Below are 18,367 nucleotides of genomic sequence, written 5' to 3' on the forward strand. Positions count from 1 at the left end.
CTTGTTCCATCTGGTAGTCGAGTTTCGGCAACTTGGTGCACGGAAGGTTCGCGCATCTGCCTGTCGGTGCAATTCTAGTAAGGGGAGAATACCAGCGTTCATGATGGATCACCGGCCCTCTCCCAACCGGCCTTGGCACTGTAGATTGCGCGAAGAACTTCCGTTTCAATATGATTGGCCGCGTTGGCCTCATCGATCGTCCGAACGGCACCCAGACCACGCAATCCTACAAGTGTCGCCCGGCCCTGCTCGACCGTGACGTAGCGCTCGGCCGCGCCATAGCAGGCGATCAGGCCATCGCCGACCTTGATCGAAATGACTGGCCGGCCCTTCCATAGCGTGAGGCATGTCTCTTTGGACCTCATCTTCAACGTCGCGATCAGAAGGCGATCCGGGCGCATCGTCAGCCGCGGGAGAAGCTGCCAGGAAGAGACTTGCACGACCCTCACCTGGCGATACTCGCCGCCTATGGCGACGTTCTGTCTTTGGACCGGCGCACGTCAGAAGACCTGCTGTGCGTTCGGCGTAAAGAGCCGGTCATCGGCGCGCTGATCGGCGAGGTCCGTAACGTATCCGTCATCGAGGCGCTGCTGAATTAGCAGTGATGGCCAGACGGTTCATAGGTCCACATCCTTGCTAAGTGATGCCGGCGGCATGTCAGCGTTGGCTAGCGCATTTCGTTCATCAGATTAGATAATCGGCATTAGAGATCGCGGTGATTCCCATAAGGGCTGCAATAAGATCGTGCTGACCGGCATGATCAAAATATACGTTCAAGCCTACACTGGAGGATTGTACGGCAATGGATCCGCCAGAGATTTTGTCAAATAGGGCTCGAAAATCAAGTTTGTCTTGTCCGCGAGCGAAGTCCTTAATTACATCGATTCCATCGTCCAGCCCTGAAAAGGCGAACACATCTTTACCGCCGCCTCCTGTGAGGACATCATTGCCGCCGCCGCCCACGATCCAGTCGGCACCGTCGCCGCCTGTTATGCGGTTTGCATCGGCGTTGCCCTCGATTTCCACCCCGCTGCTGTTCTTGATAACGGCATTCTCCACGCCCGCTGAAAGCTCGAAACTGCGTGCAGTAACTTCCACCGTGTCGATCCCGCCCTTTGCGTACTCGTTGATGACATCGCGAACATCATCAACAACGTAGGTGTCGCTCCCTGCTCCACCAGACATGATATCCGCGCCAGCGCCGCCATCAATGCGATCGTTCCCCGCACTTCCTGTCATCCAGTCGGCCTGCTTGGTAGCGCCGCCGACATCATTGGCCCAGCCTGCAGAGGCTTGGGCGAGGGCTTGGAGATTGTCGAACAAGAACTGCTTAGGTGTGAGGCTCGCCACGGTGGTATTATATAGCGTAAGTATCTGATCATTGCCCATATCGAGAACTGCATTAGCGCCGACCTGGGTAAAGCTGGCCTTTAGTTCTTGAAAGGTACTGAATTGAACGCCTGACAAAGCAACACGATCATCCGCATTGAGGTCCCTGATGGTGTCAGACCCATCATGTTGTCCAATGATGAAGAGATCAGCGCCCGCGCCTCCAGTTAGAACGTCTTGGCCGGCGCCTCCTATTATTACGTCACTGCCGTTGCCGCCAGTGAGCTTGTTATCGCTTACGTTTCCGATCGCTGCCGCACCCTCAGCGGTCTTGATGATCAGGTTCTCGACATTATCGCTCAGAAAGTATCGTGTGTCGAAAAGCTCGACGGTGTCGACCCCTCCGTTTTTGGCCTCGGACAACACGTCCTTGTACCCAGAGACAACATAGGTATCGTCGCCCTTGCCGCCGCTCATCACATCTTCCCGGCTGAGACCATCGATCCGATCTGCCAAGCTGGTGCCGACGAGGACATCCTTAGCTGATGTACCCAAAATCGTGCTGAGGCTTGGCGCGCTATCACGTGCCAGCGAAGTCGGGGGTGCGCTGCTATGATCTGGCGCAGGACTTGGTGTCGGAGTCGGCCCAGTTGGTGGCTGCGGCACGGGCACTGGAGCGGGTGTTGGTTTCGGGGTAGGAGTAGGAGTAGGAGTAGGAGTAGGACTCGCTGGTGCGCTACCCCAAAGCGGTATTTCGCTCGCCAGCGGACCGACTATGTGCTTCCAAACCCCGGTCTGATTGCCCGATTGCGCGATACTGTTATTGTTGCCGCTGTCGATCTTCAGAACGGCATCGATCGACGAGAGCACATTATCGGTAACGACCACATCTTTTGAATAGCTCGGCTTGGTTGAGCCCGGGCTACCGGTGGTTACATATACGGCGTTGCCATATTTTACGGACCCTTCGAGGGAATTGCCGGTGACATCGACATCTGTGGCGCCTCGAACACTGACGGGCCGCTTCCCAACATCCTCAATCTTATTGCCAATGATATCTACATTCTTTGCCTCATACCCCTTATAGCCCGGTTTGAACGAAGATGCCGTAGTGTTGCCGCCGGCAGAAATGCCGTCACCCCTCACGTCATGTATGTAGTTGCCTTCGATCCGAATGTTGGTGGAGCCGCCTTTGGCAAAGATCGCAGCTGACGAGCCCCCGACGTCGAAGATTTCGTTGTGCGCAATAACCGCATTGGTCACTGCTACGAAATCGATCCCCTCTTCTGATCCGACGTCCGAGATACGATTATCCAGCACTTGGACATTGTTGGCTTGGCCAACCTTGATCCCATCATGAGCGACGTCCATGATGACGTTGTTCCGAATGAGCACGTTGTCTACAGTTCGTGTAAAGTCACGCCCGCTTTGGGAAAACTGTATACCGTCGTATCCGCTACTGAGTTTGAAATCGCGAATGATATAGTTGTCGACACCCAGACCCTGGATGACCGGCTTGGAAGGGTCTTCGGCAATGATGTTAGCCTTCTGCGCGCCGTCAGCAGACACTAGCCAGATAGGAGCATCGCTTGCTCCGCTTCTGTTCCATGGGATCTTGACACTCTCGATATATGTTCCTGCATGAACCATGATTGCAGTGCCCGGAGTGGCAGCATTCACTGCTTCTTGGATTGAGTGAAATGGGCGAGTGGCACTGCCATTGCCGGCTCCACTCCCTACTGCAACATGGAACAATTTCGTCGGAACAACGTTTGAGAAGAGAGACGTAGGCATCGAGGTTTCCTGGAACGCGCATCAATGATGCGTATGCAACGGTGTTGTCGTAGTTACATCGTGTATGCTGGAGGCCGGGGAGTTTGCGTCCGGGCTAGGCGAGAGGCAGCCTTAATCTGAGCTGAAGCGCCCCACCTTCAACGCTCTTCTGGTCTCGGATTCGGACCACGCGTGCCGCAGCGCTCGCCATGGTCACGAGCGTCGCAGCGGAAAATCTTAATACCCAACGTGGTGCTAATCCGGTCGACAAGATACGATCCGCTTACAGTCGCCCGCTCGGCATCGAGCTTAGCAAGCATCCTGAGGTACCCCATCAATACCCAAAACTTTCTTGAAATATTTTTAGCTCGGCACACAGCCTCTAACTGGTTAGTTTTGCAATGTAGGAATTAGAGCGGCAGCTTGCTGGACGACTCGACTTGGATTGGAGTACTGACAGGCTGACTGTGAGCTTGTTGGTACCCTCGCACAACTAGCACGATGAACGGCGCATAGGTCCGCTGCGAAGCGGCCCTCTTCAAAGCGGTGAAGGGGTTAGAGAGTTTGCCTCTCAGGCTTGCGATGTCGGCGCCAAGATATCGAGCAGTCCTGTGCCGAACATCAACTCGATGGTGACTCTCAGCGCCAACGTGTCAGCCGGACCGAGTCCAAGCACCGCCGTTGTCAGATGGTGATCCCTGGCCGGATCGGCACGACTTTGCTGCGTTTGCAGACCTGCCCAATCGCAAGTGCAAGTGCCTGTTGATTAAAAGGTTTACGCAGCATGGGCAACTGCCCAGACTGCTCGGTAGAAAGCTCTGCGAAGCCGCTCACGAGCAGAATACGCAAACTTTGATCCGCCTTCTGGAGAACCGAAGCGAGCTCGACGCCAGTCATGCTCGGCATCATGAAGTCCGTTATGACCAGATCGACGTCAGCTCGCTGTCCGAGTTGGTCGATTGCACTTTGCGGAGACTCGGCCACCAGCACGTGGTGTCCCAAATCCTCGAGCATCGCGGCGGTGTTTGCCAGCACCAGTTCGTCATCGTCGACAACCATGATCGTAAGGCAGCCGGTGTCGTGCGCATCGTCTTGGCCCGGCAACGGCGGAGACGAGAGCGAACCTTCGATCTCTCCGGCAACCGGCAGCCACAGCTCGATCACGGTGCCCGCGCCCAGTTGGCTCTTTATTCGCATCCGTCCACCGGACTGCGCCGCGAGCCCTTGCACCATGGAGAGACCAAGACCTGTCCCCTTCCCCACCCCTTTGGTCGTGAAGAACGGCTCCGTTGCCCGTCGCACCGTCTCGTCATCCATGCCCTGCCCCTCGTCGGCAAGCGCCAACCTTACGTAGGAGCCCCGGCAGAGGCCATCCTCGGGCGCTTCGATGGCCTCGAGAGTTGCCGAAATGTCTAGTGCCCCGCCATCCGGCATTGCATCGCGGGCATTCACCGCGATGTTGAGGACGGCAAGCTCGAGCTGATGAGCGTCTGCGTAAGCCAGCGGAAGAGCTAAGGGGAAGTGGGTCCGCACACGCACTCTGGGACCAAGGGATCGTTGCAGCAAGTCGGACATGCCGAGGATGAGCTGCTGAACGTCAACCGCTTCAAGCTTCAAGTCCTGGCGGCGCGCGAAGGCTAGTAGCCTCTGCGTCAACCGAGCGCCGCGCTCCGCGCCCTCCATCGCGCCCTGCACAAGACGCGCCGTTCTGGGATCCTCAGGCAAGCGCTTGCGCAGGAGATCAAGGTTGCCGATCACCACGGCGAGCAGATTGTTGAAGTCGTGTGCGACGCCGCCGGTAAGTTGGCCAATCGCCTCGATCTTCTGAGATTGCCGCAGAGCCTCCTCGGCTCTTTTGCGCTCGGTGACATCCGTCAGCCCGCCGAGAATGTGCAGGAACTCGCCCGTGCTGTCCCGCTCGACGCGAGCCGCTGCGATCACGTCGAGGAAGTCTCCTCGCCTGGTGACAGCCCGATACTCGCACCCGTCAACTTGACCATGCTCCATGAGGGCGGGCCAGTCGACCTGGAGAAATCGGCGGGCCGACGCCTCGGCCAGGAAGTTTGCGAGTGGCCGCCCAACCACCTCATCCTCGGTATAGCCCAGCAGTTGCAACCAGGTATAGCTGACCTGCTCAAGTCGACCATCCCGATCGAGCGAGTGAAGCGGCAGCGGAGTTCCCCGATATAGGGAGCGAAACCGCTCCTCGCTTTGACGCAGCGCCATCGTCTCGCGTGCAGCCAACACGGCGAACCGCCGGTCGAACATCGCGGCTACAAGTGAGAGAAACAGGATCAGGAAGGTTGCAGCTGCAACAGCGATGGCCAGCGCCGTCTGCCCCATCGCAGGCGCGGCGACGCTCCCGTGCGTACCGGTATGTGCCGTGAACAAGGCGGCCCGCATACCTGCGTAGTGCATACCAGCGACGGCCAGACCCATCACCAGAGCTGCCGCCGCGCGCTCAACCTGATGGCTGTTACGCGAAGCAAGCCACAAGGCTGCGGTGGCAGCGCCCATGGCGATCAGGATCGATGTCGAGAGCCAGGCCCGGTCGTAGCTGAGATCGACCGGCATCTTCATTGCGGCCATGCCCATGTAGTGCATGGCCACTACGCCAAGCCCCATGAACAAGCCCGCGGCGGCAAGCTTGACCGTGCTGTAGTCCGACCGATTCATGAATACGAAGCTGGCGCCGGTCGCGGCCACTGCCACCAGGAAGGATAACGCGGTCAACCCCAGGTCATAGCTGACCTGCATCCCAGGGATTGTGAACGCGAGCATCGCGACGAAGTGCATCGCCCAAATTCCGCCGCCCATCGCCACAGCGGCCGCTGCGAGCCAAAGCCGGCGGAACAGTCCCTCTGCAGCTCTGATCCGTCCGGCGAGATCAAGAGCAGTGTACGATGCGAAGATCGCGATCAGGAACGACAGCGCGACCAGCCAATGGTTGTGTGATCCAACAACGGCCATGCGCCCTCCTCCTTCGTACAGCGACGTTGAGCCGTCGCCGTGTTGATCGCGCATATGCAGAATCAAGGCGGAACATCAACTTAATGGTGGCTCCGCGAGCCTGCACCCGTCCCGTTCTGCGCTGGCAGGTCCGGCAGGGGGCTGACCCAAGTTCTGCTGCGGGACCAGGTGTACGAGGTTGTGGATTGGACACCCGAGAATTTGTGCCGATGTTGCTGCGCTAACTCAGGCGCACCGTTAAACATCCGGGATCGTGGTTCCTTCCCGCCACGTCGCCCGGGAGCCAGGCACGAATTCCCGGCGGCTCACCTAGCCATGGAATGGCGTCAACAGTCGCAGCGCCATCAGTACAATTCTAGTCGCTGTAAACACCGACATGCGCCTTCCGGTCGAAAGGAAGCAGCAAGGGGGCTACGGTGCGGGCGTCCTCTACGGATCGAAGAAAGGCCGGACGAACTTCGGCAAGGCTCGCTTGCTCGTAGGCGTAACCGAATGAGAGGATCTGTGCGTCGCTCCATTTGGGTCCTATGAATGACAGACCCGCGGGTAGGCCTTTGAGGGCTCCCATCGGTACGGTCAGGTGCGGGTACCCAGCGACCGCGGCAAGGCTGCCGGCGCCCGAGCCATTGCTCTGGTCGCCGTTTACCGCATCGATCATCCAAGCCGGCGGTCCGGTCGGAGCTACGAGGGTGACAACGTTGTTCTTGGCCAGCATGGCATCGATGCCCTCCGCTCCGGCAAGGCGCAAGGAAAGAGCGCGCGCGGCCAGATAGTCAGGGTCCTCGAGCCCTTTGCTGGCCTCGGCCTGTTTGAATACTTCCTGTCCGAATAGCGCGAGCTCGCGCGGGTCGGCGGCGTTGAAGGCAATCAGGTCCGCGAGCGTGCGCGTCGTCACAGTTGGCGGCGTGGTTGCGAGATAAGCGTTGAGGTCCGCCTTGAATTCGCTGAGGAGCACGGTGAACTCGGCTTCACCCAGTTTGTCGCGACCTTCCGGTTCGGTGATGTCGACGAGGATCGCCCCCTTCGCGCGGAGCACTGCAAGCGCACGCTCGAACAGGGCGTCAACCGCCGGCGACCAGCCCGCCTTCAATCGCAGCACTCCGATCCGCGTTCCCATCAAGGCATCCGTCCGCAGGGCAGCGGCGTAATCGGTGCGCCTGCGATCGGCTTCGCGGGTGGCCGTGTCCGCTTGATCCGAGCCGGCAATTGCCGTGAGCACGCGGGCGGCGGTGCTGACGTCCTTGGCAATCGGCCCAGCAGTGTCTTGACTGTGGCTGATCGGAACGATCCGGGATCGACTAACAAGGCCGAGAGTGGGCTTAAAACCAACAACCCCGTTGATAGCGGCAGGACACGTTATGGAGCCATCCGTTTCAGTGCCGATGGCCGCGTCAACCATGCCGGCTGCGACCGCTACGGCGCTGCCTGACGACGATCCGCACGGCGTGCGGTTCAGCGCGTGTGGGTTGCGCGTCTGCCCGCCGACCGCGCTCCAGCCGGACATCGAGTGGCTTGAGCGCATGTTGGCCCACTCTGAGAGGTTGGTCTTACCAAGGATGACGGCGCCGGCGTGCCTTAGCCGCTGTACGAGAGGAGCATCTCGACCAGTGACGTTGCCTGCCAACGCAAGGCTTCCCGCCGTTGTGGGAAGCGGCCCCGCGCTCTCGATGTTATCCTTGAGCAGAATGGGAAGCCCGAACAGCGGGCGATCACGGGCGCCTTGGCCATCCAGGACCCGTGCTTGCGACTCCGCGGTCGGATCCAGTGCGATGACTGCGTTCAGATCAACGTCCCGCGTCTGGATGCGAGCGATTGCAGCCTCGGTGTTGGCCTGAGCCTGGCGAACAGCTGTAGGCGTGCTCGCCGCGAGGATCAGGGCTGCAAACGTCAACGGCATAGCTTGTCCTTACTTGCTGCTCCCAGGATACTGCAAAAATTGGCTCAGAGTGACAATCTTTGCCCGGTGGCTACGCACATCGAAGTTACCCACCTTAGGGGCTTTCAACGGTGATGGGGCGCTTCTCACAAACTGCCACTTGCCCATCTTAGACAAGCGGCCGCCTTAGCGAGCTCCACGATGTCAGCTTTGGTCCGCCAAGTCCGTTGCATGTTGCAGCAAAACGACCTACATCGCCTCCACCGGGGATCAACTGATCGTAGGCATCCTCGGCTGAGAGACCGTTGCGCTCCCGCTTACACGTGGGTGCGCGCTATGGACCTCAACCACTACTCTGAATGCGGCGAGCGCCTCACTGCAGCACAAAGGCGGTGAGTCGCGCTAACAATCTTCAGCTGTCGGAAGCCGAGGTGAAGGCACACTGCGTCCGGAGCGGCATCTCGATCAGCGCTCTTGAACCTCTACAGTCTGGCGGAACCCATCTGGTCTGCACGACCGGCAGTGGTGCGGACCAGATACGAGAAAGGCTAAGAGCTTACGTTATTGACGAGGTGGTTAAACGCTTCCCCTTCTACCGCGCTCCGGAAATCGTTGGGGACAATCATGAGTAGATATTCCCCTCGCGGTAACCGGCGAATGCCTGCTGCGGCTAACGATGAAACCACGTTATGTTCCGCGCCCACTTCTTTCGGTAAAACGCCTGCGAAAGATGGGCAACCTACCTTTGAGATCTATCGGACCGATCGAGTGAGGCTCACTTCAACTCTGTTTGGGGGTGGCGATTGGCACTGGAGCTTCCGTAACCCGGATGGGATGCTCGTCGCCGACTGCGGCGGCTACAAGGACCGTGTTGAGTGCGCAGCCGCTGCCGAGGCGCTGCGCCTCCAGGCTTGCCACGCCACCATCGCGTCTCACGAATAACATCAATTTCGAATTTGGAGGATACCATGGCCAAGGGTCAACAGAAGTCAGGCAGAGAAGATCGTAAGCCAAAGAAAGCAGCTGCGTCGAAGCCGAATGCTTCTAAGCCTTCGTTGAAGGGTACGCCGGCGCCTGTTCCGACGCCGAGTTGAATGGCTGTCATCCTCGAGTTTACCATCGGCAGTGCGGCGTCAGGCCAGCTTGATCGGTTTTCCAAGAAGCCGCGAACCTCTGATGAGTGATGACACCGTTGGCAGAGCATTCGATCTTGCTCGCAGCGGAGGCTGCCATAACCTTGATGATATACGCAGGCAGCTCAAGGCTGAGGGCTATGCGAGCATTGCAGAGCACTTCAGCGGGCCTACTATCAAGAAGCAGCTGACCGCGGCCATTCGGAAGCGTGCGACACCTGGACAGGCGTGATTCGACCGCCGTCGTGGCGACAAGCTCGTCTAGCCTCTTCTGCAATGTTCTGCGGGTACGGCGATCCGCCAATTGGGAACGCCAGCTGCTCTGCGTTTGCTCTTTGGTCTGCGGGAGCGTACACATGCTTTGCTGACGTCGCACGCGACGGACTCTCGGGCAGCCATGCTCCCTCTTTGTCCCTAACAAGCCTCGCCGAAGCTGGGGTGTGCCGATCTGGCGCATGCTCATTCCCATGGGACAAAGGATACCCATCATGACCATCGGTACTGTCAAGTTCTTCAATGCCGACAAGGGCTACGGCTTCATCGCGCCTGAAAACGGTGGCGAAGACTCCTTCGTGCACATCACTGCGGTGCAAGCTGCCGGCATGAACACGCTCAACAAGGATCAGCGTTTGTCTTATGACGTTGAGACCGACCGTCGGGGCAAGGCTTCTGCCGTAAACCTGCAGTCGGCGTGATCTCATCCCCAAGCGGACGATTTCGGCCGTCCGCTTGTTCGATCATCGGTAGTGCGAGCTGCCGCCCACCAGGAGCAGCTTGATGTCAGATGCCAGTACACGCCCTTTCCTTATCAACAAGGACGAGCACGGAAACTTCCGCCTCACGGTCAGAACCACGCGCTACAATTCACGCGGCTATCCACTGGTATCGGCCGCTCTCCAAGAGGAGAGCTTCAGCACGGCCAACGCGGCGCGCGCTTTCGCGAGAGATAACTTCCGGGCTCAACCGGGTGAGTACACGACAAAGTAGCTCACAGAACGGTCGCACATCTTAATGCGATCGCGAGGCGGAACGTATGCTTGGACAAAGAACATCGTGCGTGCAGTTGCCGCCGTCGGAGAACCAGGATGACTGTTGAGGAATTCGTGCGCCACCTTCGAGAAGCGGGCGCAGAGGAAGTCGACTTGGCTCTGAGCGGGGCCAAAGTAAAGCTTCCGCTCACAGCGCCTCACGAGGCTCTCGAGTTCTTCAATTGCATGCTCGACGTTCTCACCGGCGTAAGAGCTGCAGAGGACGACGCTGAACAAGAAAGGATCAGACCGGGGTTCGGCAGCACGCACTGACGATGTCCGGCAGCTGGCGCACCTACCCCAGCTCGTACGCCTGTTCGCCACCTGCCGCGGCAGATTGGCAACAGCGGAGATTGGGCGCGGCTAAAAGGCTCGACGCCAAGGAGAGGCTGTTGCAAGTGACTGCCTCCTTGGCTTAACCGGTCTCATGAACATGACTTCAATCGAACGTGCCGCGCGGGCGTTCGCCACCAGTGCCAGCGGCGTTGATGAATGGGACGCACTTGATCTCGCTACACAAGAGCGGCTCAAAAATGCGGTCATCTCCGCACTAAGCGCAATTCGTGAGCCAACATCGCCTGCACTCCGCGCCGGCGCGAGAGCAGCTAGGCGCCCACATAGAAGCGGCGCAGTTCAAGCTGCCGCTACCTGGCATGCTATGATCGATGCGACGCGAGAGGATCGCTGATGCAACCCGATTAGGGAATGGGTGCGAGGCTGCAGGCGATGGGAGAGCGACCGCGTTGAGATTGCCGGTCGATCGCCAGTTGGTAGCAAGCCGCACAACGGCTACCTTTGGCTTAAGCGACGAGCGCTTTGGTTGCGGGGGGCAAAGCAGGCGATGGACGAGATCACTGCAAGTGTCCGGCGCGAGCGCCTGGTGGCGGCTTTGGCGCGCGTGGCTCAAGGTGAGCAGTCCGGGCTGCAGGAAATCTATCGTGCGACATCCGCGAAGCTTTTTGGCGTGTGCCTGCGTATCTGTCAGGATCGCGAAGGTGCCGAGGACGTGTTGCAACAGGTCTACATCAAGGTTTGGGACAGAGCCGGGCGCTTCGAAGCAGCTCGGGGGAGCCCGATCACCTGGCTTTGCGCAATCGCGCGGAACACTGCGCTCGACTGGCGCCGTGCAAATCACATACAACTCCTGCCGGAGAGCGCGGCAGAGGCCGTCGCTGACGGAGCGCCGCTGGCATGGGAGGCCATCGCCTTCGCACAGGAAAGCGCGCGTATCGTCGCCTGCCTCGATGCGTTGGACGAGCGGCCTCGCCGAGCGATACACGCCGCGTTCTTCGACGGGCTCACCTACCTGCAGCTATCCCAGGCTATGGAGGTGCCACTGGGTACTCTGAAGAGCTGGGTGCGCCGGGGCCTGCTCCAGCTCAAGGGATGCCTCGGCCATGACTGACATCTTACCGCCGGAACTCGAAACCCTGGCTGGAGAATTGGCGCTCGGCCTCCTTGAAGGCGAGGATCGCGCCGAGGCAATGCGGCGCTGCCTGTCCGATCGTACTTTCGCTGCCGCCGTCGCTCAGTGGCGCGAGCGGCTCGAACCGCTGCACGAAGCATTCGAGGAGAGCCCTGCCACCGATCTGTGGCCGGCCATCGAAGGCCGATTGTCGAAGTCCGGCGATCATCGCCTGCGCCGCCTCGTCAAGCGATGGCGCGCGGGAGCCATCGCCAGCGGATTGCTCGCGGCTTCGCTCGCAGCGTTCATCGTGCTTCGTCCCTTCCCGACACCCGTACAGGACGCGCCCCCAGACGGACAGGCCGCTGTCGCGCAACTCGGCGGCGAGGCTGCCGCGGCGCTGCTTGCCGCGAACTACGATCCGGCCAGCGGGGTGCTGCGTATTCGTGCGGTGCGCATGCCGGTCAGCGCGCTGGCACCGGAATTGTGGGTCATCCCGGCCGATGGCGTGCCGCGCTCGCTGGGCCTGGTGGCGGCCGGTGGGGTGAGCAAGGTCGCCGTAGCGCCAGAAACGCGCGCATTGCTGCAGGACGGCGCCACTTTGGCGATCACACTCGAGCCCCGCGAGGGCGCGCCTCACCGCGCTCCGAGCAGCGCGCCGATCGCAGCAGGAAAAATTTCGACAATCTGAGCCTGCGGTGCATCCGCCGCGTCGACGCTGCCGTAGCTCCTTCCGCACCCCGCGATCCGGGCTGCCGGAGAAGGAAGTTCAGATGTCCAATCTCAAGAATATCGGCATGATCGTTGCTAGCGCAGCACTGCTGTCAACCGGCGCATTCGCCGCTACCAAGCCCAATCCGATGGTCGGCGGCGCGGCGATGTATCCGACCAAGACCATCGTCGAGAACGCCATCAATTCCACGGACCACACGACCCTCGTTGCCGCAGTAAAGGCAGCCGGCCTAGTCGAGACGCTCTCCGGCCCCGGGCCGTTCACGGTCTTCGCTCCCACCAACGCCGCCTTCGCCAAGCTCCCCGCTGGTACCGTCGACACACTGGTCAAGCCTGAAAACAAGGCCACCCTCACCTCGATCCTGACCTACCACGTGGTGGCTGGTAAGATGAGCGCCGCAATGCTGGCCAAAAACGCTGCGGCCCACGGCGGCAAAGCGACGCTGACCACGGTGCAGGGCGAGCCACTGATCGTCAGCAAGGGCCCCGGCAAGAGCTGGATGCTGACCGACGCAAAGGGCGGAACCGCTAAGATCACTATTGCTGACGTCAATCAATCCAACGGCGTGATCCACGTCATCGACAGTGTGTTGATGCCCTAAATTGCAGGATGGCGCGCATCCCATGCGCGCCGACATGTCCGGCGGCAGCTTCTCCCCCTCTCTTGCTGTCGCCGGCATGTCACTGACGCATCGTGCGGATCAGCATTCCTTGGCGACCGCGCTAACAAGTGACAACAGGCACCCAAGCACCACCGCTTCGGTGACCTATGTGGGCATTCAGAGCGGCCTGCCCCCTCTCCTACTTCTGCCACCCGTATTCTAATAGCGGCCTTTGCAAGCGTAGTTTGGAGATGTCGTTGCCAGGAGCATGGTCATCTTTGCGGTCGGCATGTGCCGCCGCATGATGGAGCTTCGCGGGCGATCCTTCCAAGGATCATGACGCACTGAGGAGCTCAATACCCTATGCAAACAAGCGGCGCGGAATAGATCAGCCAACGTCCCGGCAGGCCGTCCCGTGGCGCCTTGCGACGCTGACGAGCTGGGTAGTCAGGCGGCTGCCGATTTCTCCTTGAAGGGTTCGCCGGTGACCAAGATGCTGTGCATGATTACAGCTAGCTTGCGGGCGACGGCGACCGCAGCACGCTTGAAGCCTAAGCGCTCTCTCAGCTGCAGCCCCCACCTGCGTAGGTCGCGCTGTGATTTGGTGCGAGTGAGCAGCACTGTCGCCGCTTCGTAGAGCAGCCCGCGCAGGTGGCTGTCACCGCGTCTTGAGATGTGACCGTCGTAGTCCATCTCGCCCCCCGCGCCGCGACGTTGCATCCTTTTGCCCCCTGGTATCGTAATACAACTATGCAACTGCCATCTTTCTTCCGCCCCCACGATCCAGCTCGCGTCCCGGTTGGCGAGAGAGTTTATGCGATCGGGGATGTCCATGGAGAACTGACTCTCCTAACCGAGCTGCTTCATGCCATCTACGCAGACGCGAAGTCGCATATCCCGAAGGCGTTGCGTGTGAAATTCGTGTTCCTTGGCGATCTGATTGATCGAGGACCCCGCAGTGCTGAGCTAATTCGCGGTCTCGCTAGCGAAAAGGTCGAAGGACTGATCGTGCTTCGAGGCAACCACGAAGCAGCGCTTGTCGATGCATATCATGGGAATGAAAGAGCAGCAGAGTTTTGGATGACCTTTGGCGGCTCGGCAACTTTGAGGTCTTTCGGCGTTCCGCCTGGAATCATTGACGAAGGTCCTACTGCAGCTGTGATCGAGGCGATGCGAACGACGATCGAGCCGACCTTGATTTCATGGATTGAAGCGCTGCCGACATCATGGGAGATGGGCGATTATTACTTCGTCCACGCCGGCATCAAACCAGGCGTGCCGCTGATTGCCCAAGAAGCAGTCGATCAGCTATGGATCCGTGAAGACTTTCTAAAAAGCCGACGTCGTCATGGTAAGATCGTAGTACATGGCCACTCGGTAGAGTCGCAGGAAGTCCAGATATCTCGCAATCGGATTAGCCTTGATACAGGTGGCCATGAACACGGCGTCCTCTCGGCGATCGGCCTGCAGGATGACGAACAGTGGATTATCCAGGTCAGACGGTTCGATGAAAGAGATCCCTCAGACGTCGCTTCTGTTACCGCCGACCATCAACCCACCTTTGGCGATATCCGAGTATTGCTTGCCGCCATATTGGAGCAGGAACACAGCTCAAGAGCCACGCCTGCAATCGAGCCAGTTTCCTTAATCGCCCCCGATCAGGCGAACAATCTTCAGGGGTTTGCGCCCGGCATCGTGTCCGTGCGGCGGGCATTAGCCGGTGTTACTGCTGCCGCGGTTCTAGGTGCCTCCACGCTGTTTCTAACATTGCCCGAACAGAAGTCGACGCCGCCTGCGAACGAAACAAAGACCTTGGCGTCGAGAGCGCCAACGGCTGTTCGTCCGGTGCACTTACACGCTGGTATTCCTCCGGTTCTCGTGACACCCCAAGTTAAGCCGAAAGGCGAGTTTCAGCGGAGTATCGACCCAGCCCCGATCGGCGCCACAACTTCAACTCCGTTCGCTGCTCCTGCCGCAAAGATTGTCGATCCGTACGCCGGTCGAGTTGCGAAACCTCTCAAGGGCGAAGCGTTGGTAGCAGCCCTCACCGCTGACCGCATTGCGACGCAGGAACTCAATCGGAAACAATTAGAGATCATAACAGGCGCTGCTCCCAGGTAACCGCTCGTGGGGCGTTGTTTTTGAGGACCGTCCGAAGCGGCTTAATACGATTGAGCACCTCAATGTATGCCCGACCTGCTCGCTAGCGTGCTCTTCGAATTTCACCGAGACACGCCGGCGCTGCTGCCGCGCTGATCGTCTTGGCAATAGCTCTCGAGGCGCCACGTTGGTCAGTCTACGTAGCCTGATTGAGTGATCGTCCAGTCGGCCTGAGCTAAGCGCAGCTCTGAGAAGTTGCGGATCACCTTGCCTTGTGGCCGCGTCTTCTGATTGCACAAGTCGCCTGTGCTCGGGGGCCTGCTCGACTAAAGCCGCGGATGAGCGATCCATAACCCTCGTTGTGGGCGCTGCTCTACTTCGAGAGGCGCTCGCGCAGGAGTGGCCATCGCCCGGGCTGTCGATGTTTGAACGCGAAGAGTTCTTTGCGCCAGCAATACGGGTAGTTTGCGCGCTCCTGCGACCTGCTCGCTATGAGGTCCCATGCCGGTCCGCTGTATCTGATTGGCAGGGCCAACAGCCATTGTTTAAGTATGCGTGCGCCGTGTGGTTGGAGAACGCTTGTCGATCCACCCCCGCGGTTCTCCGGCACCCGCGAGGATATCAGCGAAACCGTCTTGCTAGGGCAGCCGCTGGGTACGTCACCGTACGGAAAATGATACTGGTAGCGTTGCTGGGAGAAGCGCTAAAGGTCTAACCAGATTAGCACCGGCATGCAAAGCTCATAAGAGTTGGTCCGGTGACAAGAGGATGCAAACGGGGGGAGTTTGCCACGCCTGACCGAGGCGGTTGAGAGCAAGATGGCTGTGAAGCGATCTTCGCACCGGCAGCCTCGGTCAGACTATCACAATTCAGCACACCACATCCCCCGCACGCCTGCTTCGCGCGACATCCTCGCCGAGTTCTGGGGGCCCACGACAGCGTGCAGGTGTCCGCCATTGCTTATGCGCAACGCCGCACAAACTCTGCTCTGCAGAGCTCGCAGCGGATTAGAGGGCCTGGCTGATCAAGCAACATGAGCTTAAACCAGCACACGCCCGTTGAGGACGCGAGCGGAAGGGTTCAGAGTTCCTGCATGTCCTCATCGTCTACGAGCGAGAGGTCCAAATCTCGCCGCCTTCCTGATTTCAGATGAACATACTGTGCGCAACGGATGCCACCGCTACGATCAGGTGGCGTGGGTTCGCTTTGACGGGTGCGCTGAGGTGAAGGCCAGAGCCACCGCCGAAGAAGCCGGTAGCCCGCATACAAGTCGGAAGTGGGCGACCGCGAGGCCTGCTTGCCGGCGTGAAGCAGGTCGAGGTTATGTCGGCCGGTCGACATCGTGGTCAACAGTGCAGGCATCACCCGCTGCGGCACGCTCCACCGCAGGACTTACGAGGACCGAACGAGGTCCTGCGAATCCCCCTAGTCGGCTGCTTCAACATGGCCAAGCCACGTTCGATGGCTTGGGCGACCGCGGCTAAGGCCGGCCAGTCTGGCAAGGTAACTACGCCTCGGCATAGTCGGGCATTCACGGCTTCACCAACGCGCTGGCACAGAAAGGCGCCAAGTTCGGCGTCTTTGTAAGCGCTATCGCGACGAGCTATATCGGCACCGACACGCTCGCCGCGGTGCCGAGCCGGCGCTAGAGGAGTTTGTCGCCAAGATCCCGGTCGGCCGACTGAGCAACGCCCATGAGATCGCACGCGCAGTCGGGTTCCTGGTAAGCGAGAACGCCGGCCTGGTGACCTGATCAACGCGAACCATTGGCGGCCAATAGCACATGTACTTAAACTCAAATTCTTATAATAAGTCGCTCACCGAAACGTAGCGAAGTGCTAGCCGCCTAAACCGTGTCGCTGTTTTGCCGTCACAGTCCTTGTCTATGTTCATCAGGTGAAGACCGTTATCTTCCCAACTCTAGGTTGGAAAAAAAACTTCCAGTGACTTTCGTCGGGGAAAAAGTTTCGAATACATCCACGCTCGGTTTTACCATGACCCGTGCTATGGCGCATTGTTGCGAATGCCGAGCTGATGTTGGCTACCCAGCCTGGCTGACAAACGCGCGTATGTTTGCTGCGTTGCCGCCTTCTCCACGGCTTCGCCCATGATCGCGAAGTAACGGGCTTCTGCGACGCCATAGAAGCAGCCGCAATACTCCTCCAGCGCGGCGCGGGCGCGAATGGTGATGAAACCGCGGCGGGCCCGGATCAGACCCTCGCCTTCCATATTATGGATGCAAGTCGTCACGCTTGCCCGGCGGACCCCGAGCATGAGCGACATGCCCTCATGCGTTAAAGACAAGTCGTCGTCACCCGTTCGGTCATGGAACATCAGCAACTGGCGTGCGAGCCGTTGCTGCACAGATGCTCTTACCCCCGCGCTCGCCGCAAGGCTAAACTGTGCCGCTTGCGACTGAACATAGTGGCTCACCAGCGTTCGAACGGCTGGGATTGCTCGAACGGTGCTCTGAAAGTGTTCGGCATCCATGGCGAGAGCTCGCGCTTCTATTTGCACGTAACTGTCGAGCTGAGGAAGCAGATGTGCCATCGATGCGACGCCAATCATGCCCTCGCGGCCAACTACACCAACTTCTATCGGCTCTCGCAGATCGCCCGTCTCCAACCTGGATATCACCCCGGTCTCGATGAAGTAGACTTTGGATGACTTCAATCCGGTGCGTTCGATATAGCGGCGAGGTTGAAGAACTTCTCGCTCTAGAAATGGAGCTACGCGCCACCAGTCTTGATCGACCAAACTCAGCAGAAGCCAGTTGGTCGTGTCGCGGAGGCCCACGTTGTGGTCCATTGACCTGCTCCCGAACTTGGCTCGTGCCATCAAGCTCCGACGTTGGTGCTTGCTGTCACACAGTCTTTTTATCCCGAAAGAACGCATGGACAAAAAGCTTTGTTCCTGATCTAGCAAAGGATTTGCTTCTAAGCAGCTGCTCCGACGCGTCCTCGAAAGTAAGCTGTCCGCTTAGGAATGTACGTCACGGTACAAAAAATCGCTTTGAATGCATTCACCCTGTTCGCTACGGTTGATGATTCACGAAATACAAGTCAGTCGTACCAGCGCCGCATGTAATCACCGCATTCTTGTTGAACGTAAAGAAGCAGGAGGGGTGCGTGTAATGATCGCGGGAACGCTACGGAAATTGCTCCAAACGCGCTTGCCAACTTTCCCGTTCGCAAGCGTGCGGTGTGGCTCGGTTTATTAGCAGCTGCGAATGTCCGCTGCTGCTGAGGCCGGCTGTTTTACGAAGTTCGGGGCGGCGGGGAGGGTCACGCCTTCAAATCGACGCACCAGTCAACGTCTACGTCCCCGCTTTCCCGGAGATGCACCGCGAGCTCTCCGATCTTTATACCGGGGTGAACTGGTCATTGTGGAGCTCCGCTGCAGGGCACGCACCGGTGACC

At 59.2% G+C, this 18,367-nt stretch carries 11 protein-coding genes and 1 pseudogene; 6 read left to right on the forward strand and 6 right to left on the reverse strand.

Going from position 1 to position 18,367, the window contains the following annotated elements:
• Positions 1–98: 98 nt before the first annotated feature.
• Positions 99–440, reverse strand: a complete 342-nt coding sequence (locus tag GV044_RS21905; protein ID WP_201299129.1) for a hypothetical protein — start codon at positions 438–440, stop codon at positions 99–101.
• Between GV044_RS21905 and GV044_RS21910 the strand changes: the two genes are divergently transcribed.
• Positions 435–599 (forward strand): hypothetical protein, encoded by a 165-nt coding sequence (locus GV044_RS21910; RefSeq protein ID WP_201299130.1) that lies wholly within the window; start codon positions 435–437, stop codon positions 597–599. The two genes, GV044_RS21905 and GV044_RS21910, sit on opposite strands and share 6 nt — an antisense overlap.
• A gap of 85 nt (positions 600–684) precedes the next feature.
• Here GV044_RS21910 and GV044_RS15720 read toward each other — a convergent pair whose 3' ends face one another.
• The 3 genes from GV044_RS15720 to GV044_RS15730 all read right to left on the reverse strand — a co-directional run bounded on the left by GV044_RS15720 (position 685) and on the right by GV044_RS15730 (position 7,969).
• The gene (locus GV044_RS15720) at positions 685–3,009 is read right to left on the reverse strand and encodes a right-handed parallel beta-helix repeat-containing protein (protein WP_159872608.1); all 2,325 of its coding nucleotides are present in this window, start codon (positions 3,007–3,009) and stop codon (positions 685–687) included.
• A gap of 777 nt (positions 3,010–3,786) precedes the next feature.
• Entirely contained in the window at positions 3,787–6,072 is a 2,286-nt protein-coding gene (locus tag GV044_RS15725) for an MHYT domain-containing protein (protein ID WP_159872651.1), read from the reverse strand.
• Between the two features lie 355 nt (positions 6,073–6,427).
• Positions 6,428–7,969 (reverse strand): amidase, encoded by a 1,542-nt coding sequence (locus tag GV044_RS15730; protein WP_159872610.1) that lies wholly within the window; start codon positions 7,967–7,969, stop codon positions 6,428–6,430.
• A gap of 1,600 nt (positions 7,970–9,569) precedes the next feature.
• On the opposite strand from GV044_RS15730, the gene GV044_RS15735 reads away from it, so the two are divergent.
• The 4 genes from GV044_RS15735 to GV044_RS15750 all read left to right on the forward strand — a co-directional run bounded on the left by GV044_RS15735 (position 9,570) and on the right by GV044_RS15750 (position 12,848).
• Positions 9,570–9,776, forward strand: coding sequence for a cold-shock protein (locus GV044_RS15735; RefSeq protein ID WP_159872612.1), 207 nt, complete (start codon positions 9,570–9,572; stop codon positions 9,774–9,776).
• A gap of 1,174 nt (positions 9,777–10,950) precedes the next feature.
• Positions 10,951–11,514 (forward strand): sigma-70 family RNA polymerase sigma factor, encoded by a 564-nt coding sequence (locus GV044_RS15740; protein ID WP_159872614.1) that lies wholly within the window; start codon positions 10,951–10,953, stop codon positions 11,512–11,514.
• Positions 11,507–12,205 (forward strand): anti-sigma factor domain-containing protein, encoded by a 699-nt coding sequence (locus tag GV044_RS15745; protein WP_159872616.1) that lies wholly within the window; start codon positions 11,507–11,509, stop codon positions 12,203–12,205. Before GV044_RS15740 ends, GV044_RS15745 begins: the two co-directional genes overlap by 8 nt.
• Before the next feature lie 82 nt (positions 12,206–12,287).
• The gene (locus GV044_RS15750) at positions 12,288–12,848 is read left to right on the forward strand and encodes a fasciclin domain-containing protein (protein WP_159872618.1); all 561 of its coding nucleotides are present in this window, start codon (positions 12,288–12,290) and stop codon (positions 12,846–12,848) included.
• Between the two features lie 447 nt (positions 12,849–13,295).
• Here GV044_RS15750 and GV044_RS15755 read toward each other — a convergent pair.
• Positions 13,296–13,562, reverse strand: a pseudogene (locus GV044_RS15755) (transposase); the annotation flags it as partial.
• Positions 13,563–13,598: 36 nt separating this feature from the next.
• Between GV044_RS15755 and GV044_RS15760 the strand changes: the two are divergent.
• Complete coding sequence (locus tag GV044_RS15760) at positions 13,599–14,969, forward strand: metallophosphoesterase (protein WP_159872620.1); 1,371 nt, start codon at positions 13,599–13,601, stop codon at positions 14,967–14,969.
• A gap of 1,983 nt (positions 14,970–16,952) precedes the next feature.
• On the opposite strand, the gene GV044_RS15765 is transcribed toward GV044_RS15760, so the two are convergent.
• Positions 16,953–17,756, reverse strand: a complete 804-nt coding sequence (locus tag GV044_RS15765) for a Crp/Fnr family transcriptional regulator (RefSeq protein WP_159872622.1) — start codon at positions 17,754–17,756, stop codon at positions 16,953–16,955.
• Positions 17,757–18,367 lie beyond the last annotated feature (611 nt).

The organism is Novosphingobium sp. 9U, assembly GCF_902506425.1.
Lineage (GTDB): Bacteria > Pseudomonadota > Alphaproteobacteria > Sphingomonadales > Sphingomonadaceae > Novosphingobium.

Bases quoted from the DNA above. Each gene is read 5' to 3' on its own strand.
- GV044_RS15725 (WP_159872651.1), bottom strand. From the start codon at position 6,072: ATGGCCGTTGTTGGATCACACAACCATTGGCTGGTCGCGCTGTCGTTC.
- GV044_RS15730 (WP_159872610.1), bottom strand. From the start codon at position 7,969: ATGCCGTTGACGTTTGCAGCCCTGATCCTCGCGGCGAGCACGCCTACA.
- GV044_RS15735 (WP_159872612.1), top strand. From the start codon at position 9,570: ATGACCATCGGTACTGTCAAGTTCTTCAATGCCGACAAGGGCTACGGC.
- GV044_RS15740 (WP_159872614.1), top strand. From the start codon at position 10,951: ATGGACGAGATCACTGCAAGTGTCCGGCGCGAGCGCCTGGTGGCGGCT.
- GV044_RS15745 (WP_159872616.1), top strand. From the start codon at position 11,507: ATGACTGACATCTTACCGCCGGAACTCGAAACCCTGGCTGGAGAATTG.
- GV044_RS15750 (WP_159872618.1), top strand. From the start codon at position 12,288: ATGTCCAATCTCAAGAATATCGGCATGATCGTTGCTAGCGCAGCACTG.
- GV044_RS15760 (WP_159872620.1), top strand. From the start codon at position 13,599: ATGCAACTGCCATCTTTCTTCCGCCCCCACGATCCAGCTCGCGTCCCG.
- GV044_RS15765 (WP_159872622.1), bottom strand. From the start codon at position 17,756: ATGGACCACAACGTGGGCCTCCGCGACACGACCAACTGGCTTCTGCTG.